The organism is Kitasatospora sp. NPDC086009, from assembly GCF_044540385.1.
Classification (GTDB): domain Bacteria; phylum Actinomycetota; class Actinomycetes; order Streptomycetales; family Streptomycetaceae; genus Kitasatospora.
In genome coordinates this window covers 227,946-249,255 of sequence record NZ_JBITSA010000004.1, presented here as the reverse complement: position 1 = coordinate 249,255, position 21,310 = coordinate 227,946, and the positions used below count along the sequence as shown (strand labels likewise).

Here is a 21,310-nt window from a genome sequence, read left to right as displayed (position 1 = left end):
CGCCCGGGGGGTCCGGGGCCGGTTCGCCGGGGGCTGAGAGCGGGCCGACGAGCGGCTGGCGACGTCGGGGCACGGGAGGGACCGGTACTCCGGTCCCTCCCGCGGCCGGCCGGGCGCCTGGGGAACGCGCCGTCAGTGGACGTCGTAGGTCACGTGCGTCGCGGTCGATGTCGCGAGGACGCTCCGCTGTACCAGGGTGCGCGGTACCGCGCCGGTGAACAGGGGTGTGCCGGCGCCCAGCAGGACGGGGGCCAGGTGCAGCGACAGCAGGTCGACCAGGCCGGCGTCCAGCGCCGAGCGGATCAGGGCGCCCCCGCCCATCAGGACGACGTCGAGGTCCCGGCCGCTGCTCGCGGAAGCCGCCTCGGCGTGCCGGCGCGCGGCGGTGACGGCATCGGGCAGACCGGTGGTGACGAACGTCCAGTCGAGGGCGCCGAGTCGGACGGACTCCGGCCGCGAGCTCGTCACGACGACGAACGCAGGTTTGCCGACCTCCGCGGCACCGTAGCCGGTCTCGTCGTCCCAGCCGTGCGGCCCGTCGACCAGGTCGAAGAGCCGGCGGCCGAGGATGACGGCGCCCGAACGGCCGGTCGCCTCGCGCAGGAGCCGACGGTCGTCGGGGTCGTCGGAGAACGCCCAGGTGTGCAGCGCCTCGCCACCGGTGCCCAGCCCGCTGTCCGGGCCCGGGTCCGGTCCGGTGACGAAGCCGTCGAGGGAGACCGAGATGTCCGCGATGATTCGTGTCATGTCGAGGTGGACTCCATCTGCCGCCTGCACTCATCCGTCATGCCGCAGTATGTGACGCACGCCACTCGCTCTCAACAGGACGCGCTCGGGGTTCGCCGACCCGGGACGGGCGACGGGCGGGCGGGCGACGGGGAGGCGAGCCACGGCCTGCCCCGGCGGCACCGTGCGGTTGCGCGAACGCGCACCCCGCGAAGGCCCGGTGAACCCCTCGGACCTGAGCAGCCGTCACCTCGACAGAGGAAGCCGTCCGCCGGACGGGCGGCTCCGGTCCGCGCTACTGAGGAGTACCCGTGAAGAAGATCAAGACGGCGGTGGCCGCCGCCGTTCTCGCCGGTGTCGCGTCGATGGCCGCGCCCGCCAGCGCGGTGGCGGAGCCGATGCACTGCACCAGCCCGGCCTGGGGCGGCGAGTACCTCTGCGGCGGCGAGTTCGGCCAGCCCGGCATGGCCGAGTACGGCTACCGGGACGGTCGCCGACAGGTGTTCGTCATCGGCACCGACCACGCCGTGTGGACGCGTTCGAGCAGCGCGGCCGGCAAGAAGACCGCTTGGACGTCCCTGGGCGGCTACCTGATCGGTGGCGTCGGCATCATCGCCTCGGACACGGGCGGGGGCCAGTTCGAGGTCGGCGCGAGGGGCACGGACGGCGGCCTCTGGGCCCGGGGCCACGCCGCGAACGGCAGCTGGACGGCCTGGGCCCGGATCGCCTAGCACCCCGACTCTCCCCGCCCGTCGGGCATGCGAGCGTGCGCGTGTCGACGTCGGCGGCGAGCCGCGGCAGGGCCGTGGCCGAGCCGCGTCGTCGTGCCATCGCGCCGCCGGCCGTGCCCTGGCGACGATCTCCCCGCCCGGTGTCCGGCGGGGAGTTCGTCGTTTCGGCTGCCGGGCGGTCTCACGGAGGGCCGCCGCCCCCGACGTTCACCGGCCTCCGCACCGGGACCCGGATCGTTGCGGGCCGCGCTGGAGGCCGGGCCGCACGAGTGAGGGGCCGTTCGCCCGGTGGACGCGGCCCCCGGCCCTGGGGCATGGGGCCGGGGACCGCGGTCGGTGGGGCGCCGAAGGGTCAGGAGGCGGGCATCAGCACGGTGTCGACGATGTAGACGGTGGCGTTGGCGGTCTGCACGTTCCCGCAGAGGACCTTGGCGGACCCGTTGACGGCGAACTCGGGCGTGGCACCCGTGACGGTGACCTCGTCGGCCTCCAGGGTCTTGTGCGCGCCGGTCAGGGCCGTCGGGGCCAGGCGCTGCGGGACGACGTGGTAGGTGAGGATCTTGGTGAGCTTGTCCTTGTCGGCGAGGACGGCGTCGAGGTCGGCCTTGGGCAGCTTGGCGAAGGCGTCGTTGGTGGGGGCGAAGACGGTGATGTTCTTCGCGGAGTTGAGGGTGTCGACGAGACCGGCCTTCTTGACCGCGGTGACGAGGGTGGAGAGCAGCGGGTTGTTGGAGGCGGCGGTGGCGACCGGGTCGGCGGCCATGCCCGTGAAGGAGCCGGCGCCGTCCTTGGGGACGGCGGTGCAGGCGACGCCGAACGGCTGCCCGGTCATCGCCTGTCCGGCCGTGCTCGCCCCGGCCGTGCTCTGGGCGGCCGGGGAGTCCGGCACGGGTACCGGGTTAGCGGCCCCGGTGGTCGCGGCCGCCGCGGTCGGCGCCGGGCCGGCCGCCGTGGAGCTGTCGTCGCCCCCGCAGGCGGTGAGCGTGGCGGCGAGGACGCCGCCGACGAGCAGGGCGGTGACGGGCTTGCGGCGCAGGATGGTGGTCATCGGTTTCTTTCTCTTTCGGATGGATGGTGCCGTCCCGCTCGGAGCGGGGGTCGGACGGTTCACAGGACGGTGACGACGGTGCTGTGCCAGCCCGTCGCACCGGCCGGGAAGGGTGGTCTGCGGGTCTCCTCCTGGACGGCCCCGGTCGCGTCGGTGGCGCGGACCTCCAGGCGGTGCGTACCGGGCGCGGCCGAGCGCCAGGTGTGGTGCCACTGCCGCCACACGTCGGGCCCGGCGTCGGCGGCGAGCACCGCCTCCTGCCAGGGCCCGCCGTCGACGCGGACCTCGACGGCGGCGACGCCGCGGTGGGTCGCCCAGGCCGTGCCGGCGACGGTGACGTCCCCGCCCGGCACCCGTGCGAAGGCGGCGGGAACGTCGATGCGGGAGGCGGTGCGCACCTCGCCGGTGCGGTCCCAGCCGCGCTGCACCCAGTACGGGTCGCGGGCGGCGAAGGTGGTGACCTCCAGGTCGACCAGCCACTTGGTGGCGGAGGTGTAGCCGTAGAGGCCCGGGACGACGGTGCGGCAGGGGAAGCCGTGTTCGACGGGCAGCGGCGCGCCGTCCATGCCGATCGCCAGCAGGGCGGCGCGGCCGTCCAGGACCGACGCCACGGGTGTGCCGATGGTCATGCCGTCCTCGGAGCGGCCGAGCAGCTGCTCCGCACCGGTCCGCAGACCGGCCCGGCGCAGCAGGCCCGGCAGCGAGACCCCGAGCCAGCGGGTGGTGCCCGCGTACGGGCCGCCGACCTCGTTGGAGACGCAGGTCAGGGTGTGGTCGAGTTCCTCCATCGGCAGCGCGAGCAGCTCGTCGAAGGACAGTTCCAGGGGCCGGTCGACCAGGCCGTGGATCCGCAGCGTCCAGTCGCGCGGGTCGATCCGGGGCAGGGTCAGGGCCGTGTCGACGCGGTAGAAGTCGGCGGTCGGCGTGCGCAGCGGTGGGAGTCCGGGGATCCGTGGCCCGGCGGCGGGCGGCAGCGCCGGCAGGGGGCGGGCCGGTGGCGGGAGGACGACGGCCGCGCGGGCGGCGCCGACGTCGGTCCGCCGGTCGGACAGGTACCGGGCGCCCGGGCCGAGACCGGCCGAGAGCGCGACGACGGCGCCCGCGGTCAGGACCTCCCGGCGCCCCGGACTGCCCGGGACGGGGGGCCGTCGTCCGGCGGTCCGGCGGGGCAGCAGGACGAGCAGGACAGCGGCGGCGGCCAGCGCGGCCGCCACCGAGGGCAGGGCGTCGACGGGCCGTGCGCCCGGGCGGGCGAGTGCCGCCCAGACGCCGAGCGCGCCGAAGGCGGCCGGCAGGACGACGGCCGCGGCGCGGTGGCGGGCCGCCACGGGCCCCAGGGCGACGGCGAGCAGTGCCATGACGGTGTAGATCCCGGTGAGGAGCACGGTCTTGTCGGAGGTGCCGAAGGAGCGCACCGCCCACTCCTTGACCGCGGTGGGCGCGAGGTCGATCGCGGCCGAGCCGATCGCGATCACCGGGGCCGCCTGCGGGCGCAGGAGGGCCGCCGCCGTCTCGCCGACGGCGAGGGCCGCGCAGGTGGCGGCCGCGCCGAACGCCATCAGGGCCGGCAGCGCTCCGGCACGGTCGCGGCGCCCGGCGCGTCGGGTGGTCACATCGTTGCTCACACTCCCCATTCGGTCGGCTCGGCGCGGCGGATGGGTCCGTCGCCCGGGTTCACTCGATCGGGTGAGGGGGGCGACCGGATCCGTCCGAAGGCAATCCGCCGGCCTGCCGGGGGCGAATACCGTGCGACCGATGAACGACATTCCTGAAGCCCCGAACCAGGCCCGGGCGGTCGCCGTGCCTGCCGCACGCGACCGTCCGGCCGGTACGCCTCGCCGGTGCGTCCGCCCGGCCGGTCACCGGAGTTGCGGATCGCGGGGGCGTGGCAGGTGACCGCCGTCGCCTTCCTGCCCGGCCGCTCCGAGCCGCCGGGCGACCTCAAGGCGGTGATGGCGCTCGTCGCCGCCGGTGATCACGAGGCGTTCGCCCGGCTGTACGACGCGGTGGCCGGCCCGGTGTTCGGCCTGGTTCGCCGGATCCTTCGGGACGAGGCCCAGTCGGAGGAGGTGACGCAGGACGTGATGCTGGAGGTGTGGCGCGGCGCGGCCCGCTACGACCCGCTGCGCGGGGAGGTACTGCCCTGGGTGATGACCATCGCCCACCACCGTGCCGTGGACCGGGTCCGGCACTGCGAGGCGGCGGCCGACCGCGACCGGACGGTGGCCGCCGGCAGCCGGGAGACGCCCTTCGACGAGGCCGCCGAAGGAGCCGGTACCAGGATGGAGCGACAACAGGTCCGGCACTGCCTGCGGCGCCTGACCGATCTGCAGCGCGAGTCCGTCCTGCTGGCGTTCTACCAGGGCCTGACCCACCGGGAGGTCGCCGAACGGCTGAGCACCCCGTTGGGCACCGTCAAGACCCGGATGCGCGACGGTCTCATCCGCCTGCGCGACTGCCTGGGAGCCGGATCATGACCGCCCCCGCCGACAGTGATCTCCACCTGCTCACCGGCGCGTACGCGCTGCACTCCCTCGACGCGGACGAACGTGACGCCTTCGAGGCCCATCTCGGCGGGTGCGAGAGCTGCGGGGAGGAGGTGGCGGGCTTCGCCGCGGCCCTGAGCCGGCTCGGTACGGCCCAGGCGGTCGAGCCACCGCCGCGGCTGCGGGCGGCGCTGATGGCCCGGCTGGAGCGGGAACACCAGTTGCCGCCGCTCCCCCGGCACACCGGCGCGGCCGCGCCCCGGGTCGCGCCGCCCGGCGTCCGCCGGCGGGCCCGCTGGCCGCGGTTCGCCCTGGCCGCCTCGCTGGCCGCGACCACCGCGCTCGGCGTCCTCGCCGTGCAGCAGCACGAGCAGGCCCGGCGGGCGCGTTCCGACGCCGGGCAGTTGCGTGCCCGGCAGGCGGCCTTCGGCGAGTTGCTGACCGCCCCGGACGCCCGGGTGAGCACCGTCACCGCCGGTTCGGGTGCCGGCACCGTGGTCTGGTCGGCCGACCGCAACCGGGCCGGGTTCCTCGCCACCGGCCTTCCCGATCCCGGGCCCGGCCGCGTCTACGAACTCTGGCTCGACCGCGCGGGCACCTACCTCCCGGCCGGTCTGCTGCCGGACGGCGACGGCGCCCTCCTGCTCACCGCGCCCCTGGACGGTGCCCGGTCCGTCGGTCTGACGGTGGAGCCCGCCGGCGGGTCGGTGCGGCCGACCGGCGAGCCCGTGCTGGCCCTGCGGCTGGGGCGGACCTGACGCCCGGCCGCCCGGGGCCGGCGGCCGGACACGCCGAGGGGGTCTGCCGAGCCGCCGGCCCGCGGCCGGGTCAGGAGGAGGTGACCCGGCCGCGGTGCGGCGGACGGCGGTGTTCGGCGGGCTTCCGTGGGCGCCCTCACCAGCTGTGCTTCACGCGGTGAGGTGTCGCTCCGCGTCGGAGCCGGTGGCGGGCGCGGTGGCGGTGGCGGTGCCGTGCTGCTCTTCTTCGGGGCGGCCCTTCTTGGGCAGCAGGAAGGTGATCGCGAAGAAGACGGCCAGCAGGCAGGCCTGGACGATCAGCGTGCGGTGGAAGCCGCCGGTGAAGTCACCGGCCTTGGCCTGGGCGAAGAACACCGAGCCGAAGACCGCGACACCGATGGAACCGCCGACCGCCTGGACCGCCGACAGGACACCGGAGGCGGAACCGATCTCGTGGTCGTCGACCGCGGCCAGGATGAAGCTGAACAGGGCGGCGATCACCATGCCGGCGCCGATGCCCGCCACCGCCACGCCGGGGACGATGTCCCAGATCGAGAACGAGGTCACGTCCAGGCCGTCGAGCTCGAACCACAGCACGCCCGCGCCGGCCAGCTGGACCAGCGGTCCGATCTGCAGCACCTTGCGGCCGATCCTGTCCGCGAGGAACGCGCCGCTGACCGCGCCGCCGATCGCGGTTCCCACCGCGAGGGGCAGGTTGCCCAGTCCCGCCTCACCGGCGGTGAAGTGCCGGCCGATCTGGAGGAACAGGGTAAGAACGAGCTGGGTGCCGATGAGCCCGCCGAAGAACAGGGCGATGCCGCCGAGGCCTACGGTGAAGGCCGGCTTGCGAAGCAGGCCCGGGGTCACCAGCGGCTCGCGTCCCGCGGCTGCCGTGCGGCGCTGCTGGAGGGCGAAGAGGGCGAAACCGGTCGCCGAGGCGGCCATGGACAGCCATGTCCACAGCGGCCAGCCGTTCTCCTGCCCCTGGTTGAGCGGCAGCACCAGCAGGGCGCAGGACGCCACGACCAGCGCGGCGCCGGTCATGTCGACCCGTACGGAGCGATCGCCCGCCTTCTTGGGCACGAACTTCGCGGCGACGACCAGTGCCGCGATTCCGATGGGCAGGTTGACCAGGAACACCGACCGCCAACCCAGGTCGAAGTAGTCGCCCTCGATGAGGAAGCCGCCCAGGACCGGGCCGATGATGCCGCCCAGGCCGAGGACCGGTCCGAAGACCGCGAAGACCTTGGTGAGCTCGGGGCCGCAGAAGTTCTCCCGCAGCAGGCCCAGGCCCTGGGGCAGCAGCATCGCTCCGGCGGTGCCCTGCAGCAGACGGAAGGCGATCAGTGACTCGATGTTCGGCGCGACCGCGCACAGCAGGGAGCTCGCGGTGAAGGTCGCCAAGCCGATCAGGAACATGCTGCGTCGGCCGAAGCGATCGCCGAGCCGGCCGCCGAGCACGAGGCCGGCGCCCAGGGTGAGGGCGTAGCCGCCGATCACCCATTGCAGTCCGACGGAACCGGCGCCGAGGGACCTCTCCAGGTCCGGCCCGGCAACGTTGACGATCGAGGCGTCCAGGAGATCCATGATCTCCGCGACGATCACCACCGCCAGGATCAGCCACCGCCACCGGTAGGGCTCGGTCGTCCTGTCAGGGATGGGAGATGGGGCACGCACGTCGGATACCTCCATGGTGAAGTAATTCCATGATGAAGGTAAATTGATGGGGGTAGGTTGTCAAAGGCGGGCCGCCCACCTGGACGCCCGGCGGGCGAGACGAGGTGGCAGTGCCTGTGGAGGAAGCGATGGGCGACGGTGTCGCGGCGCGGCGCGAGCGGCTGATGGAGGGGCTGCGGATCCATGGCGGCCACTACGCCGAGCTCAGCCGGCGCTTCGCCGCCTGGCTGGGCCTGCACTCCACCGACGCGACCGCGGTGCTGGAGATCGCCGCCGCCGAGGAACGCGGGGCCCCGCTGTCACCGGCCCGGCTGAGCGAGCGCATCTCCCTGTCCACGGGAGCCACCACCGCGCTCCTCAACCGCCTCGAAGCAGCCGGACACATCACCCGCACCCGCGAGCACTCCGACCGGCGCATCGTCACCCTGCGCGGCGGCCCGCACATCCAGGAGCGGGCGGACGAGTTCTTCGGCCCGCTCGCCCACCGCCTCGACGCCGCGATGGCCCCCTACCCGCCACAACTCCTGCAACAGTTCGAGCAGTTCATCACCGCTCTGAACGCCACCATGGACGCCCACCTCGCCGAGCGGAGCCCGGTGGCCCCGCCCCCCGGCTCCCCCCGGGGGACCGCCGGCGCTGGCTAGGGGTGGCGAAGACCGTCGTCACGGCCAGGGCCGGCCATCCACCCACAGCGTCCGCAGCGGTCGGGCCCCCGGGGCGCGACCGCTGCGGAGCCGGGGCGGGCGCCGCCGGCGGCCTACCGGTCGAAGTGGTGCCGGTGTTCGGCCAGGAAGGCGTCGAGGGTGCGGGGCGAGCGGCCGAGGACGTCGGCGACGGTGCTGGTGGGTGTCTCGGGGCGGGCGACGGCCAGTCGCTGGATCTCCACGACGTGGTCGGCGAGCCAGTCGGGCATGCCGGCCCGGTGGACGAGGTTGTCGCGCATCTCCTCCGGGGCGAGGTCGACGTACCGGATCAGGCGGCCGGTCACCGCGGTCAGCCGGGCGGCGAGGTCGGGATGGGAGACGGCCTCCGGTCCGGTCAGGGTGTAGGTGCCGCCCGCGAGGTGACGGCGGGTGAGCACGGCGGCCGCGACGTCGCCGATGTCGCGGCTGTCGACGTAGTTGCAGGGCGCCTCCCCCATCGCGCCGAGGACGACCCCCTCGGCCACGGCGGGCGCCAGGCGCAGGAGGTTCTGCATGAACGCGTAGGGCCGCAGGACGGTGCCGGTGAGTCCGGAGGCGCGCAGGTGTGCCTCGACGGCGTGGTGTCCGCGGGATATCGCGACGGGCGAGTCCGGCTCGGCGGCCGGGGCGGAGACCTTGACCACGTGTCCGATGCCGCTGACCACGGCGATGTCGATGACGCGGGTTTCGAGCGCGACCTGCGCGGGGCTGTTGGCCATGGCGAGGAAGAGCTGGTCGGCGCCCTCGAAGGCGGCGCGCAGCGAGTCGGGGTCGCCGGCGTCGGCGTACCGGACCTCGACGAGCCGGTCGTGCCGCGGGCCGGCGGTGCCGGGGAGCGGCCGCTGCGGGGTGCGGGTGAGGGCGCGCACGGGTACGTCGAGTGCGCGGAGGCTGTGGAGCAGGGCGGTTCCGGTGGTTCCGGTCGCTCCCATGACAACGATCATCGGGTGTCCTCACATACCTGGTGTATTCCGCGGCGGCGGGTGCCGCCTGGTTCAGTGACGGCCGGGGCCGGGGCTACGGTCGGGGCTGCGGCCGGATTACGGCTACGGCCGGGGCTTCGCGACGGTGCCGCGCCAGCGCAGGGTGACGATGGTGGTGGCGAGCACGGCGGAGACGGGCAGGTCGATGCGCAGCCGCCGCAGCCAGGGGGCGGCGGGAAGCGCCGTGTGCGCCGGCAGCCATGCGGCGACGAACCACCCCAGCCCCGCCGCCACGCCGGCGGTCGCGACGACGAGCAGCACGGTCAGCACGGGCCGCGGCAGGACGAGGGTCCAGCGCCGTGGCCGCCCGCCGTGCCGCAGCCAGGCGCCGACCAGGAACGCCACCACGGCGGAGGTGCCGGCGATGGAGGTGCCGGCCGCCACCGTGAGGTCCGCCTGACCGGTGACCACCCCCGCGGTACCGGCCGTCAACGCGGGAGCGGCGTAGGCGGTCAGCACCTCGCGCCATAGGACGAACGGCCGGGCGGCCGCCCGGCTCGGGGCGGTTCGGTCCTTCGTTGCGGGCATGTCGGCCTCTTCTTCTCGTTCGGGTTCCGAAAGGCGAAAGGGTTCGACCGGGCGGCCGGACGGGCCCATCCCGGTCAGGTAATTAGTTGGCTAATTACTACTCCGTGAAAAGGGCTCCCGTCCACGGGACGGGAGCCCGGGCCGGCCTACGGCCGGGGTCGGCCGAATGGGCCGGGGTCAGTCGGCGGTCAGTCGGCGGTCAGCGCCGAACTGCCGCGCACGACGCGGGAGAGCAGGTCCAGGAACACCGTGCGCTCCTCGACGGTGAGCCCGCCCACCATCGCCTCCAGTCGCCCGAAGTGCTCGGGCGCCATGTCGCGAAGGCGCTGCGCACCGCGCGCGGTCAGGACCGCCACCGTGCCGCGCCCGTCCTCGGTGGACGGGCGCCTGGCGACCAGGCCCTCGCGTTCGAGTCCGTCGAGCAGGCCGGTGACCGTGGCCCTGGAGACGTCGAGATCGGCCGCCAGCTGCGAGGGGGACTTCTCTCCCCCGTGACCTTCGAGGTCAGAGAGCAGGCGGTAGCGGCCCGTCGAGAGTCCGAACCGGGCGAAGTGCGCCTCGGCCGCCCGGCCGACTCTCGCGCCCGCGGAGATCAGTCGCACGGCGACCAGCACCGCCTGCGGATCGACCTCCAGCCCGTAGTGCCGCAGCTGCCATCCGGCCTGCTCCAGCGTGGGCTGCTCACCGTCGCTACCGTCCCTCGTCATGCAGATAATATGGCAGCTAATGACTTGGCCCGTCAAGGAGCCGCCGGCATTCACCGAAAGGCGCCACCCGACGGCCGGACCCCGGAGTGACGGCAGGACGTGTGGCGGGAGGGTGAACCGCGCTCCGGCCCCACCGGCCGGGGCCACCGCCCGGGTATGTCTCGCGGAATGTCCGACCGTCAGGACGGCGCCGGAACCCGGCCCAGAACAGGTGGATCCATGAGTTCGACCCCCAGAAGTCGCCGCGTCCGGGCCGCGGCCCTCCTCACCAGCCTCGCGACCGTGCTCGTCCCCGCGCTGACGCTCGGCACCGCCGCGCCGGCCGCCGCGCACGGTGACGAGCTGAGCGCCGAGATCCGGGCCATCATGGCCAAGCCCGGCTACGAGCACGCCCAGTGGGGACTGCTGGAGCGGGACGGCACCACCGGCGAGGTCATCCACTCCCAGTTCCCCGACCAGTTCTTCCTCCCCGGCTCGACGGCCAAGCTGCTCAGCGTCTCGGGCGCCTGGCACGCGCTGGGCGGCGACCACGAGTTCACCACCCCCGTGCAGGCCGTCGGGCAGCAGAACGGTTCGGCCCTGGACGGCAACCTGGTCCTGATCGGCCAGGGCGACCTCACCATGGGTGGCCGCACCGCGCCGGACGGCTCGGTCTCCTACACCCCGATCGACCACACCTACGCCAACGACGTGCCCGGCGCGACCCTCACCCCCGAGGACCCGCTGGCCGGGCTCGACCTGATCGCCCGGCAGGTGCGTGATGCCGGACTCACCCGGATCGACGGCGACGTCGCCGTCGACACCCGGCTCTTCAGCTCCTTCCCTGGCCTGGACCCGACTCCCACCCCGCTGATCGTCAACGACAACGTCATCGACCTGCTGACCACCCCGACCGCCCCGGGCCAGAGCGCGCAGCTGACCTGGCGTCCCCAGGTCGCGCCGTACCAGGTCGAGTCGACGGTGCGGACGGTCGCGGCGGGCAGTCCGACCGACCTGACGGTCTCCGCCTCCCCCGACGGCACCCGGATCACCGTCTCCGGCACGATCGCGGCCGACGCCCCGCCCACCCTGCGGATCTCCCCGGTGCAGGACCCGGCCGCGTTCGGGCGCACCGCCCTGATCGAGGCCCTCGGCCGCGCGGGCGTCACGGTCACCGCCTCGCCGACCGGGCCGAACCCGAGCGACAAGGTGCCGGACTCCTACGACGGCACCCGGCGGGTGGCCGCCTACGTCTCCCCGGTCTACGCGAAGTACGCCAAGCTGATCCTCAAGGTCAGCCACAACCTCGGCGCCAACCTGGCCATCTGCCTGATGGCCGTGACCGCGGGCAGCCACCAGTGCGAGGACGGCTTCCCCGTCCTCAACGAGTTCCTGCGCGGGGCCGGGATCGACCCGACCCAGGCCCAACTCCTCGACGGCCGCGGCGGAAACCCGGTCGACCGGGTCACCCCGAGGATCGAGACCGACATCGTGAACTACTGGCAGAACACCCCGGAGGCCGCCCGCTTCCGCGACGCGCTGCCGATCCTGGGCGTGGACGGCTCGCTGGCCGGCGCGTGCGCCGGCTGCCCCACCTGCCCCGGCAAGGGCAAGGTCTGGGCCAAGCCCGGCAGCGTGGTCGGCGAGGACGGGCTCAACCAGCGGCTCGCCGTCGGCGCCCAGACCCTGGGCGGCTACCTCGACGCCGGCCACGGCCGGCTGAACACCTTCTACCTGGCCGTGAACGGCGCGTCCACGCCCGACATCGACGGCTTCCTCGACGAGATCAACGACCTGGCCCGGATCGCGGGCCTGCTGCAGCAGGAGGCCGAGGCACGCAACAGCTGAGGTCCGAGGCCGTCCGGCGGGCCCGGCCGGACGGTGACCGGCGGGGGTACGGCCGCGGCCGGGGCGCCCCCGGCCGTGCCCCCACCCGGGTGCCTCCGGGGTGCGGGTCAGGTCCGGGCCTCGCGGCGACAGATCCGGTCGTGCTGGCGGATGCCGATCAGGGCGGCTTCGAGGCGTGAGGCCACTGCGCCACGAGGAGGGCGTACTCCGGTTGGGAGAGCCCTTTCGCCGCCCGCAACAGGGTGAGGGGGTGTGCCATGGGAGAGCCTTGGGTCTCAGGACGGTGCCGGGAGAGGGTCTTCCGGTGCGGTTCCAGATCCTAGGAAGCCCCTTCGGGCTGTGCCAGGCTTCGAGGCACCCCCCTGGGCACGCCCGGCCCGTACGGGTTGCCCTCCGGGGCCGACTCTGCTGGCGCTTCCTCCGCAGGTGATCGGCCCGGCGGGACGGGCCGCAGGGTGGTGGGGTCGGCGATCAGCCAGGCGGTGTCCTTGTCCTCGCCCCACCGTACGTTCGCGATCCAGGGCAGCTCCGGGCCCGGGCGGCGACGCGCGGTGACCAGGCAGGAGCGCCAGTGGCCGCCGACCCGCGCCCAGGCCAGGCGCCAGCACCGGTCGGCACCGTCCTCGGCGGGCGTGCCGGCCAGCTCGGCAGGCACCGCCACCGCGTCCCGCCACCGGCCGAGGAACGGCGCGGCCGGTGGAGGCGCGTCCTGCGGCTCGGGCAGCGGCCGGACGGTCTCCTCCGTGTACAGGAACCACCCCCAGGGCTGTGGGCTGTCCGTGTCGGGCGCCCAGCGCACATGGACCACCCAGCAGGCGGCGCCGGGCGGGCGCCGCCACACGGTGAGCATCCCCGGGCGCCACTCCCCGCCGAGCCGGATCTCCACCAGCCGCCACCGCCGCACGTCCCGGGACGCTCCGGGCAGGGTCATCAGCTCGCGCGGCGCCCGCTCGGCATCGCCGGGCCGCTCGGGCGGGCGGACGGGGCGGGAGAACGGAACGGCCGAGGTCATGAACCCATTATTCGATTGTTTGTTCGAGTGATCAAACGTCAGCTGCGCGGGCCGCCGGATGGGGGCCCTGTGCCGACGCGCGATATCTGTCCCGTGCGCGAACTGGTGGTCACCAAGACCACACAGCCGATCCGTGATTCCTGAGTCGTGACGCGCTGGTTGGAACCTGGTCACGAGAGTGGGAACCGGTCCGACCGTCGCCGACGCGGAAGCGATCCGGACGTGGCTCGCCCGGACGGTGAACCGACCGCGGCTCCGGACTCCGGCTCCCGCCGCCGGCGGCCGGGTCAGCGGCGGCTCTCGATCCGCAGGCCGCCCGTGGTCACCCGGCGGATCGGCTCGCTCACCAGCAGCTCGTGCGGCTGGCCGAGGGCGATCGCGCCCGCCGCGTCGAGCCGGGCCAGCTGGGCGTCCGTCAGCTCGACCGCCAGGGCGCCCAGGTTGTCCTCCAACTGGGCGCAGGTGCGGGCGCCGAGCAGCGTGCTCGTCACGCCCGGCTTCCACAGCGTCCAGGCCAGCGCCACCTGGGCCGGAGTGTGCCCCAGCTCGTCGGCCACCTCCCGGACCACCCCGGCCACGCCGAGGCTGCGTTCGGTGAGGGTTCCCAGGGCGAGGTTGTGGCTCCGGCGGGTGCTCCCGTCGGGGCCGGCGCCCGTCGCGCCCACGTCGTCCCGGCCGTACTTGCCACTGAGCACCCCGCCGCCGAGCGGCGAGTACGGGACCACGCCCAGCCCCAGCTCCCGGGCCATCGGGATCAGGTCGCGCTCCGCGGTGCGTTCGATCAGGCTGTACTCGAGCTGCAGCGCGACCAGCGGCGACCAGCCGCGCAGGTCCGCGATCGCCTGCATCCGGGACACCTGCCAGGCCGGGGTGTTGGAGATCGCCACGTACAGCACCTTGCCCTGCCGGACCAGGTCGTCCAGGCCGCGCAGCACCTCCTCCACCGAGGTCCGGAAGTCCCAGACGTGCAGGTACAGCAGGTCGAGGTAGTCGGTGCCGAGCCGCCGCAGGCTGCCCTCCACCGAGCCGAACAGCGCCTTGCGGTGCCCGCCCCCGGAGTTCGGGTCGCCGGGGCGGCGCAGGGTCGAGTACTTGGTCGCCAGCACCAGGCGTTCGCGCTCCTCGTGGGCGAACTCGCCCAGCAGGCGCTCGGAGCTGCCGTCGGTGTAGGTGTCGGCGGTGTCGAGGAGGTTGCCGCCGAGCCCGACGTAGCGGTCGAACAGCTTGCGGGCCTCGGCCCGTTCCGCGCCCCATCCCCATTCGGTGCCGAAGGTCGCGGTGCCCAGGGCCAGCGGTGAGACCCGCAGTCCCGAGCGGCCCAGCAGCCGGTAGTCGTCGAGGGCCAGTGCCATCGGGTTCTCCAGTGTTCGCGTGTGTTCGTGTTCCCTTGCCGGGACCGAGTCTGCAGCGACGGCGGGTCCCGGATAAGGGAGGGACTTTCCTGGGAAGACCGGTCCCACCCTGGCGGTTGGACCGGTCATGACGACCCGCACCATGGACACCACCGAGGAACTGGCCGCCTTCCTGCGCAGCCGGCGCGAACGGCTGGACCCGGACCGGCTGGGCCTGCCCGCGCACCGGCGGACCCGGCGAACGCCCGGACTGCGCCGCGAGGAGGTCGCGGAGCTGGCCGGAGTCAGCACCGACTACGTGGTCCGGCTGGAGCAGGGCCGGGGGCTTCGGCCCTCCGCGGAGGTGCTGGCGGCGCTGGCCCGGGCCCTGCGGCTGGCACCCGGCGAACGCGACTACCTCTTCGACCTGGCCGGACGGCGCCGCCCCGGCACCACCGGCGGGCCGGCCGCTGGTCCGGCGCCGTCGCTGGCCCACCTGGTCGACGACCTCTCCCCGTTGCCCGCCATGCTGCTGGACCACCGCTACGACCTGCTGGCCTGGAACCCCGAAATGGCCACGCTGCTACCGGAGTTCGACGCCGTTCCGCCGGAGCGGCGGAACGCGATGTGGCTCTGCCTGCTGCACCCGCCGATGCGCGGCTTCTACGCCGACCGGGAGCAGGTGCTGCGGGACGGCGTCGCCCATCTGCGCGCGGCCTGGGCCGCCCACCCGCAGGACCGGGCACTGGCCGGGCTGATCGCCGAATTCACCGCGCAGGACGAGGACTTCGCCCGGCTCTGGGCAGAGCGGGAGGTCCGCGTCAACGGCCGCGGTCGCAAGCTGCTGCGGCACCCGGCCGTCGGGACGATCGCCGTCGACTTCGAGGTCCTGCTCCCGCTGGAGGACCCAGAGCTCCGGCTTCTGGTCTACCGCGGCGCGGACGACGAGAGCCGCGTAGCCCTGCACCGGCTGTGCGGCGGTGACGGGCGCCAGGAAGGCTGACAACGCACGGCTGGTGGCAGGAAGCGTGATCACTTGCGCTGGATGGTGTCGACGCCGAGGTGGGTGAGGGCGCCGTGCCCGCCGTTCTTCCCCCCGGACGTGCGAGGCGTCCCGGTGTCCCTGGACAAGCGCCGCCTGCGCCGCGCCTTCGGGCCCGGGCTACCTGAGGGTCGGGGCCGCGCCTTCGGGCCCGGGCTACCGGAAGAGCGGCGCGACCGTGATCACTCCCGTCCGGATCTCCCCCGCCGTGCGGACGGGCCCGCCGTTCGGCGGGGAGGTCTCCGTGCACAGCCCGGAGGGCCGGCACGGACGCGACACCCGGCAGCCGTTGGACGTCGAGGTCGTCCAACGGCCGCCGACGGAGGACCACTACGAGCGCCGGGCCCGCCGCGTCACCGGCGCAGCTGCGCGTTGAGCCGGGCGGCCTGCCGGGTGAGGTGGTCGCGTTCGGGGAGGGTGGGCGCCGACCGGGCGGCCTGGGCGTAGAGCCGTGCCGCGGTCGCCGGATCACCGTCGCGCTCGTGGAGGTACGCCGCGACGGCGGTGTACCGCGGCAGGGCGGGGTCGAGCTCCGCCAGGGCGGCCAGCCCCGCCCGGGCGCCGTCGGCCTCGCCCACCGCGACGGCCCGGTTGAGGCGTGCCACCGGGCTGTCGGTGAGCCGTACCAGCTCGTCGTACCACTCGACGATCTGCACCCAGTCGGTCTCCTCGGTGGTCCGGGCGTCGGCGTGGAGCGCGGCGACGGCCGCCTGGGCCTGGAACTCGCCCAGGCGGTCGCGGGCGAGGGCGGCCTGGAGCACGTCGACGCCCTCGGTGATCAGCCGGGTGTCCCACAGGCCGCGGTCCTGCTCGGCGAGCGGCACGAGCCTGCCGTCCGGGCTCGTCCGGGCCGGGCGCCGGGCGTGGTGGAGCAGCATCAGCGCCAACAGGCCCGCGACCTCCACGTGGTCGGTGCCGGCCGCCAGTTGGCGGGTCAGCCGGATCGCCTCGGCCGCGAGGTCGACGTCCCCGGAGTACCCCTCGTTGAAGACCAGGTAGAGCACCCGCAGCACGGTGGCGACGTCACCGGGCCGGTCGAAGCGGACGCCGGAGACGGTCCGCTTGGCCCGGCTGATCCGCTGGGCCATGGTCGCCTCCGGCACGAGGTAGGCCTGCGCGATCTGCCGCGTGGTCAGGCCGCCGACCGCGCGCAGAGTGAGCGCGACAGCGGAGCCCGGCGTCAGGGACGGGTGCGCGCACAGGAAGTACAGCTGGAGCGTGTCGTCCACCGCCTCGCCCCGGTCGGGCACGGGCTCTGCCTCGACCAGGTCCTCGCGCCGCCGCCGGGAGGTGTCGGCCCGGACGGCGTCGAGGTACTTGCGCCAGGCCACCGTGACCAGCCAGCCCTTCGGGTCGCGCGGCGGGTCGTCCGGCCACCTGCGCACGGCCTCGACCAGGGCCTCCTGTACGGCGTCCTCGGCCGCCGCGAAGTCCGCTCCGCGACGGACGAGGACACCGATCACCGCGGGCACCAGGGCCCGGAGCAGTGCTTCGTTCACTCGGTGGCCGTGCACTTCTCGCCGTAGAACGGGCGCACCTCAAGCCACTCGTGGATGGGCTTGCCCCCCGCGCCCGGGGCCGCCGACAGCTCGCCGGCCAGCTCGACCGCGCGCTCGTAGGTCTCCACGTCGATCACCATCCAGCCGGCGATCAGGTCCTTGGTCTCCGCGAACGGACCGTCGGTGACCGGGGGCCGCCCCTCGCCGTCGTAGCGGACGAACGTGCCCTCCGGGGAGAGCGCCTGGCTGTCGACGAACTCGCCGGTGCCCTCCAGCCGGGCGGCGAAGTCACGCATGTACTGCACGTGGGCCGTCACCTCCTCCGGCTCCCACTGGTCCATCGGCACGTCGTTGACCGCCGCCGGCGCGCCCCGGTAGTGCTTGAGCAGCAGGTACTTGGCCATGATGTTCTCCTTGGTGAGGTACGGCCCATTGTGGCCGTCTTCACCCCTGGGACGGAGCCGGGCGCGGGTTCTCGACATCCCTTCGCGAACTTTCTTCCACGGTCTTCGGGGCCACCGTGCTCCGGCGGGGGATCGTCCGGTGCTCGGCGTCGCCGTGGTCGAAGGTGTGACGGAAGGACCGGTCCGGGCAGCGGCACCGTGACGCGTCGGACGGGTCCGACGGGTCGGTCGGGTCCGACGCGGGCGGGTCGGACCGGCCGTGGCGCCTCCTCCTCCTCCTCCTCCGGGGCTCAGCGCTCGCAGGCGACGCCGTCGCCGTCGGCGTCGAGCCCGGCGCGGTAGCCCGGGTCGCCCCGGTGCAGCGGTGCGGCGCCGGCGGCCTTCGCGGCGGCGCAGTTCTTGTAGTAGGCCGCCGCCGGGGCCTGGGTGGTGGGTTCCGGCTCGCTGGTGGGGGGCTTCGGGGTGGTCACCGGCGGCTTGGTCTCCGGGACCGGCGGCTTCGGCGGAGCCGGGGCAGCGGCGGGGGTGCTGGGCGCGACCGGGACGGGCGCGACCGGGACGGGCGCGGGCACCGGGGGCGCGGTGGTCGGCACCGGGCTGGGTGCGGCGGGCGGCTCGGTGGCGGCGGGTTCGGGCGCGGCCGGGGCGGGCGGGGTGGTGGGCGCCGGCGGGGTGGTCCCGCCGGGCGGGGTGGTGGGCGCGGTCGGCTCGGCTGGGGCGGAGCTCACCGGGCCCGGGGGCTTGCTGTTCTGCTCGGCCTTGGAGGCGCCGGAGGCGCCGATCAGGATCAGCAGCCAGACGGCGGCCAGCACGGTGACGGCGAGCTTCGCGCCCTTGGTGAGCCGCTTGGAGCGCCACGCCCACAGTGCGCCGAGCGGCGGGAGCAGCCAGAGGGCGAGCACCCGCAGGGCAATCTGCCCCTTGGTGCGCGGGGGCAGGGGCGCCGCGGCGGGCGCGAGGGTGTGGACATGGGTCGAATTCACGCGGATTCCCCGGGTCAAGATCACAGGTGGTAGGCGCACATTGTGCCGCAACCGTGAACGGCTTCGACCGGTATTCCACACATCGGGCACCCCGGCCCCGGGAGTGGGCCCCGGGGCCGGGCGCTCCGTCAGTTGGCCACCTACCCGGCCACCCGCCCGCCGCCTACGATTCGGCGGAGGTCCGGCGGGCGGCCGCCTCGTCCCGCAGCACGCTGTAGCGGATGCTGTCGCGCCACTGCCCGTCGCGGAACACCACGTTGCGCAGCACGCCCTCCTGGGTGAACCCGGCCTTCTCCAGCGCGCGTTGCTCGGCGAAGTTCTCCGTCTCGGTGTCGGCCTCCACCCGCGCGACCGGCGAGTACGCGAACAGGTAGTCCACCAGCAGGATCTGGGCCCGAGTCCCGATGCCCCGCCCTCGCGATCCGGGGAGCAGCTGGATACCCATGCTCCAGTAGTACGAGCGCGGCACGACGTCCACCCGCCGCCAGCCGACGAACCCGTGGAACTCGCCGCCGGCCGCGACGGCCAGCTGTCCGCGGTCGTCGCCCAGCAGCCGGTTCTCGGCCCACCGCCGCCGCCAGGACCCGGGGTCGGTCCAGCCGAACCACTGGAACGTCCCGACCGCCTCCGGGTTCTGGACCAGTTCCTCCAGGGTGCCCAGCTCGCTCTCGGCCACGGGGCGCAGTGTCACATTGTCATATGGCATGCGATGAAGTGTAGTTTCGGCCATCGGGGGCCGGAGAGGATTTTCTTTTGCAGGGTGGACGGGGGCGGCGGAGCCCGCACCTGCTCCGTTTCGCTGTGGGGAAAGTCCGCCCCGGTCCGGAGCGACGATCCGTACAGTCCGATCTCATGACGATGGTCACCACACGCACGGTCACCTATCCCGCCGACGGCCTGACGATGGCCGGGCACCTCGCGCTTCCCGCCGGGGTCGACCGCCGGCCCGCCGTCCTGATCGGCCCCGAGGGGCCGGGCCTGAACGACTTCCAGCGCCGCCGGGCCGACGCGCTCGCCGAACTGGGCTACGTGGCACTCGCCTTCGACCTCCACGGCGGCGGACACTGGTTCACCGACCCGCAGGAGATGCTGGCCCGCGTGATGCCACTGCTCGCCGACCCCGGCCGGATGCGGGGCATCGGCCACGCGGCCCTCGATGTGCTGCGCGCCGAACCGCGGACCGACCCCGACCGGATCGCCGCCATCGGCTACGGAACCGGCGGCGCGATCGCGCTGGAACTCGGACGCGACGGTGTCGACCTGCGGGCGATCGGAACGGTCAACGCACTGACCACGGGCCGCCCGGGCGAGGCCGCGCGGATCCGTTGCCCCGTGTGGGCCGGGGTCGGCTCGGAGGACCCGATCATGGCCGCCGGGCAACGGGACGCCTTCGCCGCCGAGATGCAGGCCGCCGGCGTCGACTGGCGTCTGGTGGTCTACGGCGGGGCCCTGCACGCCTTCCACCACCCGCCGGTCGACCAGAGCGTGGTCCCCGGCGTCGGCCACCACCCGCGGCACGCGCGACGGGCCTGGCGCGACATCGTCGGCCTGCTCGCCGAGTGCCTGCCCGTGACAGGGTGAGCGGGCCGACCGTGACACGGCCGCGGGAATGTCCGGACAGGCCGTCGCCCTAGGACCAGGAGACCTGGGCCCGCGTACCGGCCGAACGGACATCCACCAGATCGAACCCGTCCTGCCGGCGGATCACATGACGGATGCCCTCCGGGGCCGAACTGCGGACGAACCCCACCCATCCGACGCCGGTCGCCTTCCGGAGGAGCCACTCCACCGCCTCCATCACCACCCCGAACTCGTCCTCGTGAACACCGGTGCGAAGGGTGAGCGCCCAGGGGGCGCTCCCCTCGGGATCCGCCCGATCGACGGCACGGACCAGCAACGCGGTGTCCGCACCGGCGAACGAGTGGCTCGCCGATCCGCCGTCGAAGACCGGCCACGGCTCGTGGCCGGAGTCCTCCCAGTCGACGGCAGCATGCGTCGCCGGTGCCCGGTCGGCCTGACCCAGGAGCCATCTCACCTCCTGTACGACCGACGCCGGGAGGTCCGACGGGAGATCCACAGCCAGGAACAGGTCGTAGTAGTCGCTCACCCCCCGAACCTAGCCCCTACCACCGACACTCCCGGCTGTCGGACCGCACGGACCTGGGCCCCCGGGCGAGCGGATGGGCCGTCAGGTCACCCGCTCGGATGGAGTATCGTCCGGTGATCGCACCGGTTCGAGCGGTCCGCAGCGATCGGCGCCCGGGCCCGGTCGGCGAGGCGGTGATCACCGCCCGGCAGGACGCCACGCGGTCCGTGCCGTCCGGCCGGCGGCGCCACCGCCGCAGCGCGACACCGTGGCAGGTCCGGATTCCCGGGACGGCGTCCGTGTGGGCGGCCGGCATGGGAACGGTGACGCTCGCCGTCGGTCTGACTCTGGCGAACGCGCCGACCGACCACACCGACCGGGCCGCCTCACCGCCGACCCCGGCGGCGAGCGAGGACGCCTCCGCCGACCCTTCCGCCCGGCCGACCCGTTCCGCCTGGCCGAGCGCCAGGCCGACGAGTGCCAGGCCGACGGGCGCGGTACCGACGGGCGCACCGGCGTCCTCCGGGCCGCCGATGCCGAGCCCGGCCGGGTCCCCGGCCGCCGTGCCCTCCCCCGCCGCCTCGCCCGTGCCCGCGGCTTCGGCCGCGTCGACCGGCTCCGCTCCGGCCGGCTCCGCCCCGCCCCGCCCGGGACGGTGCAGTTCGGCGACCGGGGGCAGCGCGTCGTGGAACTGCAACGCCTCCTGCTGGAAGCCGGCTGCAACCAACCGGACTCCCCGCCGGCCCAGGGACGCTTCGACGAGTCCACCGCGGCCGCCCTGACGAGCTTTCAACGGGAAGCACGGATCCGCGGCGAGGAA

At 74.3% G+C, this 21,310-nt stretch carries 23 protein-coding genes; 8 read left to right on the top strand and 15 right to left on the bottom strand.

The window, feature by feature from the left end; translation table 11 throughout:
• Window positions 1–132: 132 nt before the first annotated feature.
• Window positions 133–747, bottom strand: coding sequence for a dihydrofolate reductase family protein (locus ACIF6L_RS13045; RefSeq protein ID WP_396489180.1), 615 nt, complete (start codon window positions 745–747; stop codon window positions 133–135).
• Window positions 748–1,037: 290 nt separating this feature from the next.
• Between ACIF6L_RS13045 and ACIF6L_RS13040 the strand changes: the two genes are divergently transcribed.
• Window positions 1,038–1,457 (top strand): hypothetical protein, encoded by a 420-nt coding sequence (locus tag ACIF6L_RS13040; protein WP_359836089.1) that lies wholly within the window; start codon window positions 1,038–1,040, stop codon window positions 1,455–1,457.
• Window positions 1,458–1,809: 352 nt separating this feature from the next.
• On the opposite strand, the gene ACIF6L_RS13035 is transcribed toward ACIF6L_RS13040, so the two are convergent.
• Together ACIF6L_RS13035 and ACIF6L_RS13030 are read right to left on the bottom strand one after the other, a co-directional pair.
• Window positions 1,810–2,505, bottom strand: coding sequence for a fasciclin domain-containing protein (locus tag ACIF6L_RS13035; RefSeq protein WP_352286814.1), 696 nt, complete (start codon window positions 2,503–2,505; stop codon window positions 1,810–1,812).
• Window positions 2,506–2,564: 59 nt separating this feature from the next.
• A complete protein-coding gene (locus tag ACIF6L_RS13030) occupies window positions 2,565–4,139 on the bottom strand; it encodes a molybdopterin-dependent oxidoreductase (RefSeq protein WP_396489182.1) in 1,575 nt (524 codons plus the stop codon).
• Between the two features lie 258 nt (window positions 4,140–4,397).
• On the opposite strand from ACIF6L_RS13030, the gene sigK reads away from it, so the two are divergent.
• Entirely contained in the window at window positions 4,398–4,982 is a 585-nt protein-coding gene (sigK, locus tag ACIF6L_RS13025; protein ID WP_359836093.1) for an ECF RNA polymerase sigma factor SigK, read from the top strand.
• Complete coding sequence (locus tag ACIF6L_RS13020) at window positions 4,979–5,749, top strand: anti-sigma factor domain-containing protein (protein WP_396489185.1); 771 nt, start codon at window positions 4,979–4,981, stop codon at window positions 5,747–5,749. The genes sigK and ACIF6L_RS13020 overlap by 4 nt, the downstream gene beginning before the upstream one ends.
• A gap of 150 nt (window positions 5,750–5,899) precedes the next feature.
• On the opposite strand, the gene ACIF6L_RS13015 is transcribed toward ACIF6L_RS13020, so the two are convergent.
• Complete coding sequence (locus tag ACIF6L_RS13015; RefSeq protein WP_396489187.1) at window positions 5,900–7,405, bottom strand: MFS transporter; 1,506 nt, start codon at window positions 7,403–7,405, stop codon at window positions 5,900–5,902.
• Between the two features lie 128 nt (window positions 7,406–7,533).
• On the opposite strand from ACIF6L_RS13015, the gene ACIF6L_RS13010 reads away from it, so the two are divergent.
• Window positions 7,534–8,049: a MarR family transcriptional regulator gene (locus ACIF6L_RS13010; RefSeq protein ID WP_329485359.1), complete on the top strand. Its 516-nt coding sequence runs from the start codon at window positions 7,534–7,536 to the stop codon at window positions 8,047–8,049.
• 113 nt (window positions 8,050–8,162) lie between these two features.
• Here ACIF6L_RS13010 and ACIF6L_RS13005 read toward each other — a convergent pair whose 3' ends face one another.
• From ACIF6L_RS13005 to ACIF6L_RS12995, 3 genes are all read right to left on the bottom strand, one after another.
• The gene (locus ACIF6L_RS13005) at window positions 8,163–9,020 is read right to left on the bottom strand and encodes an SDR family oxidoreductase (protein ID WP_396489189.1); all 858 of its coding nucleotides are present in this window, start codon (window positions 9,018–9,020) and stop codon (window positions 8,163–8,165) included.
• A 114-nt stretch (window positions 9,021–9,134) separates the two neighbouring features.
• A complete protein-coding gene (locus tag ACIF6L_RS13000; RefSeq protein ID WP_396489191.1) occupies window positions 9,135–9,599 on the bottom strand; it encodes a hypothetical protein in 465 nt (154 codons plus the stop codon).
• Window positions 9,600–9,787: 188 nt separating this feature from the next.
• Window positions 9,788–10,306, bottom strand: coding sequence for a MarR family winged helix-turn-helix transcriptional regulator (locus ACIF6L_RS12995; protein WP_396489193.1), 519 nt, complete (start codon window positions 10,304–10,306; stop codon window positions 9,788–9,790).
• A 219-nt stretch (window positions 10,307–10,525) separates the two neighbouring features.
• Here ACIF6L_RS12995 and dacB point away from each other — a divergent pair, with 219 nt between their 5' ends.
• Window positions 10,526–12,133 carry a D-alanyl-D-alanine carboxypeptidase/D-alanyl-D-alanine-endopeptidase gene (gene dacB / locus ACIF6L_RS12990; RefSeq protein ID WP_396489195.1) on the top strand — a complete coding sequence of 536 codons (1,608 nt, stop codon included), beginning with the start codon at window positions 10,526–10,528 and terminating at the stop codon, window positions 12,131–12,133.
• Between the two features lie 319 nt (window positions 12,134–12,452).
• Here the strand turns inward: dacB and ACIF6L_RS12985 are convergent, their stop codons facing one another.
• Window positions 12,453–13,145, bottom strand: coding sequence for a hypothetical protein (locus ACIF6L_RS12985; RefSeq protein WP_329485364.1), 693 nt, complete (start codon window positions 13,143–13,145; stop codon window positions 12,453–12,455).
• A gap of 287 nt (window positions 13,146–13,432) precedes the next feature.
• A complete protein-coding gene (locus ACIF6L_RS12980) occupies window positions 13,433–14,497 on the bottom strand; it encodes an aldo/keto reductase (protein ID WP_396489197.1) in 1,065 nt (354 codons plus the stop codon).
• Between the two features lie 127 nt (window positions 14,498–14,624).
• Between ACIF6L_RS12980 and ACIF6L_RS12975 the strand changes: the two genes are divergently transcribed.
• Window positions 14,625–15,479: a helix-turn-helix domain-containing protein gene (locus ACIF6L_RS12975; protein ID WP_396489199.1), complete on the top strand. Its 855-nt coding sequence runs from the start codon at window positions 14,625–14,627 to the stop codon at window positions 15,477–15,479.
• A 217-nt stretch (window positions 15,480–15,696) separates the two neighbouring features.
• On the top strand, window positions 15,697–15,894 hold the full coding sequence (locus ACIF6L_RS12970) for a hypothetical protein (protein WP_396489201.1): 198 nt from the start codon (window positions 15,697–15,699) through the stop codon (window positions 15,892–15,894).
• Here the strand turns inward: ACIF6L_RS12970 and ACIF6L_RS12965 are convergent.
• From ACIF6L_RS12965 to ACIF6L_RS12950, 4 genes are all read right to left on the bottom strand, one after another.
• Entirely contained in the window at window positions 15,872–17,017 is a 1,146-nt protein-coding gene (locus ACIF6L_RS12965) for a DUF6596 domain-containing protein (RefSeq protein WP_329485369.1), read from the bottom strand. The two genes, ACIF6L_RS12970 and ACIF6L_RS12965, sit on opposite strands and share 23 nt — an antisense overlap.
• Window positions 17,014–17,421 (bottom strand): YciI family protein, encoded by a 408-nt coding sequence (locus ACIF6L_RS12960; protein ID WP_329485370.1) that lies wholly within the window; start codon window positions 17,419–17,421, stop codon window positions 17,014–17,016. The genes ACIF6L_RS12965 and ACIF6L_RS12960 overlap by 4 nt, the downstream gene beginning before the upstream one ends.
• A gap of 290 nt (window positions 17,422–17,711) precedes the next feature.
• Window positions 17,712–18,404: an excalibur calcium-binding domain-containing protein gene (locus ACIF6L_RS12955; RefSeq protein WP_396489203.1), complete on the bottom strand. Its 693-nt coding sequence runs from the start codon at window positions 18,402–18,404 to the stop codon at window positions 17,712–17,714.
• Between the two features lie 163 nt (window positions 18,405–18,567).
• On the bottom strand, window positions 18,568–19,110 hold the full coding sequence (locus ACIF6L_RS12950; protein ID WP_329485372.1) for a GNAT family protein: 543 nt from the start codon (window positions 19,108–19,110) through the stop codon (window positions 18,568–18,570).
• Window positions 19,111–19,256: 146 nt separating this feature from the next.
• On the opposite strand from ACIF6L_RS12950, the gene ACIF6L_RS12945 reads away from it, so the two are divergent.
• On the top strand, window positions 19,257–19,985 hold the full coding sequence (locus tag ACIF6L_RS12945) for a dienelactone hydrolase family protein (RefSeq protein WP_329485373.1): 729 nt from the start codon (window positions 19,257–19,259) through the stop codon (window positions 19,983–19,985).
• A gap of 49 nt (window positions 19,986–20,034) precedes the next feature.
• On the opposite strand, the gene ACIF6L_RS12940 is transcribed toward ACIF6L_RS12945, so the two are convergent.
• A complete protein-coding gene (locus ACIF6L_RS12940) occupies window positions 20,035–20,511 on the bottom strand; it encodes a hypothetical protein (RefSeq protein WP_329485374.1) in 477 nt (158 codons plus the stop codon).
• A gap of 16 nt (window positions 20,512–20,527) precedes the next feature.
• Window positions 20,528–21,217, bottom strand: a complete 690-nt coding sequence (locus ACIF6L_RS12935) for a hypothetical protein (protein WP_396489206.1) — start codon at window positions 21,215–21,217, stop codon at window positions 20,528–20,530.
• Window positions 21,218–21,310: the final 93 nt, after the last annotated feature.

Bases quoted from the DNA above. Each gene is read 5' to 3' on its own strand.
- ACIF6L_RS13045 (WP_396489180.1), bottom strand. From the start codon at position 747: ATGACACGAATCATCGCGGACATCTCGGTCTCCCTCGACGGCTTCGTC.
- ACIF6L_RS13035 (WP_352286814.1), bottom strand. From the start codon at position 2,505: ATGACCACCATCCTGCGCCGCAAGCCCGTCACCGCCCTGCTCGTCGGC.
- ACIF6L_RS13030 (WP_396489182.1), bottom strand. From the start codon at position 4,139: ATGGGGAGTGTGAGCAACGATGTGACCACCCGACGCGCCGGGCGCCGC.
- ACIF6L_RS13020 (WP_396489185.1), top strand. From the start codon at position 4,979: ATGACCGCCCCCGCCGACAGTGATCTCCACCTGCTCACCGGCGCGTAC.
- ACIF6L_RS13010 (WP_329485359.1), top strand. From the start codon at position 7,534: ATGGGCGACGGTGTCGCGGCGCGGCGCGAGCGGCTGATGGAGGGGCTG.
- ACIF6L_RS13005 (WP_396489189.1), bottom strand. From the start codon at position 9,020: ATGGGAGCGACCGGAACCACCGGAACCGCCCTGCTCCACAGCCTCCGC.
- ACIF6L_RS13000 (WP_396489191.1), bottom strand. From the start codon at position 9,599: ATGCCCGCAACGAAGGACCGAACCGCCCCGAGCCGGGCGGCCGCCCGG.
- ACIF6L_RS12995 (WP_396489193.1), bottom strand. From the start codon at position 10,306: ATGACGAGGGACGGTAGCGACGGTGAGCAGCCCACGCTGGAGCAGGCC.
- dacB (WP_396489195.1), top strand. From the start codon at position 10,526: ATGAGTTCGACCCCCAGAAGTCGCCGCGTCCGGGCCGCGGCCCTCCTC.
- ACIF6L_RS12985 (WP_329485364.1), bottom strand. From the start codon at position 13,145: ATGACCTCGGCCGTTCCGTTCTCCCGCCCCGTCCGCCCGCCCGAGCGG.
- ACIF6L_RS12980 (WP_396489197.1), bottom strand. From the start codon at position 14,497: ATGGCACTGGCCCTCGACGACTACCGGCTGCTGGGCCGCTCGGGACTG.
- ACIF6L_RS12975 (WP_396489199.1), top strand. From the start codon at position 14,625: ATGACGACCCGCACCATGGACACCACCGAGGAACTGGCCGCCTTCCTG.
- ACIF6L_RS12960 (WP_329485370.1), bottom strand. From the start codon at position 17,421: ATGGCCAAGTACCTGCTGCTCAAGCACTACCGGGGCGCGCCGGCGGCG.
- ACIF6L_RS12950 (WP_329485372.1), bottom strand. From the start codon at position 19,110: ATGCCATATGACAATGTGACACTGCGCCCCGTGGCCGAGAGCGAGCTG.
- ACIF6L_RS12945 (WP_329485373.1), top strand. From the start codon at position 19,257: ATGACGATGGTCACCACACGCACGGTCACCTATCCCGCCGACGGCCTG.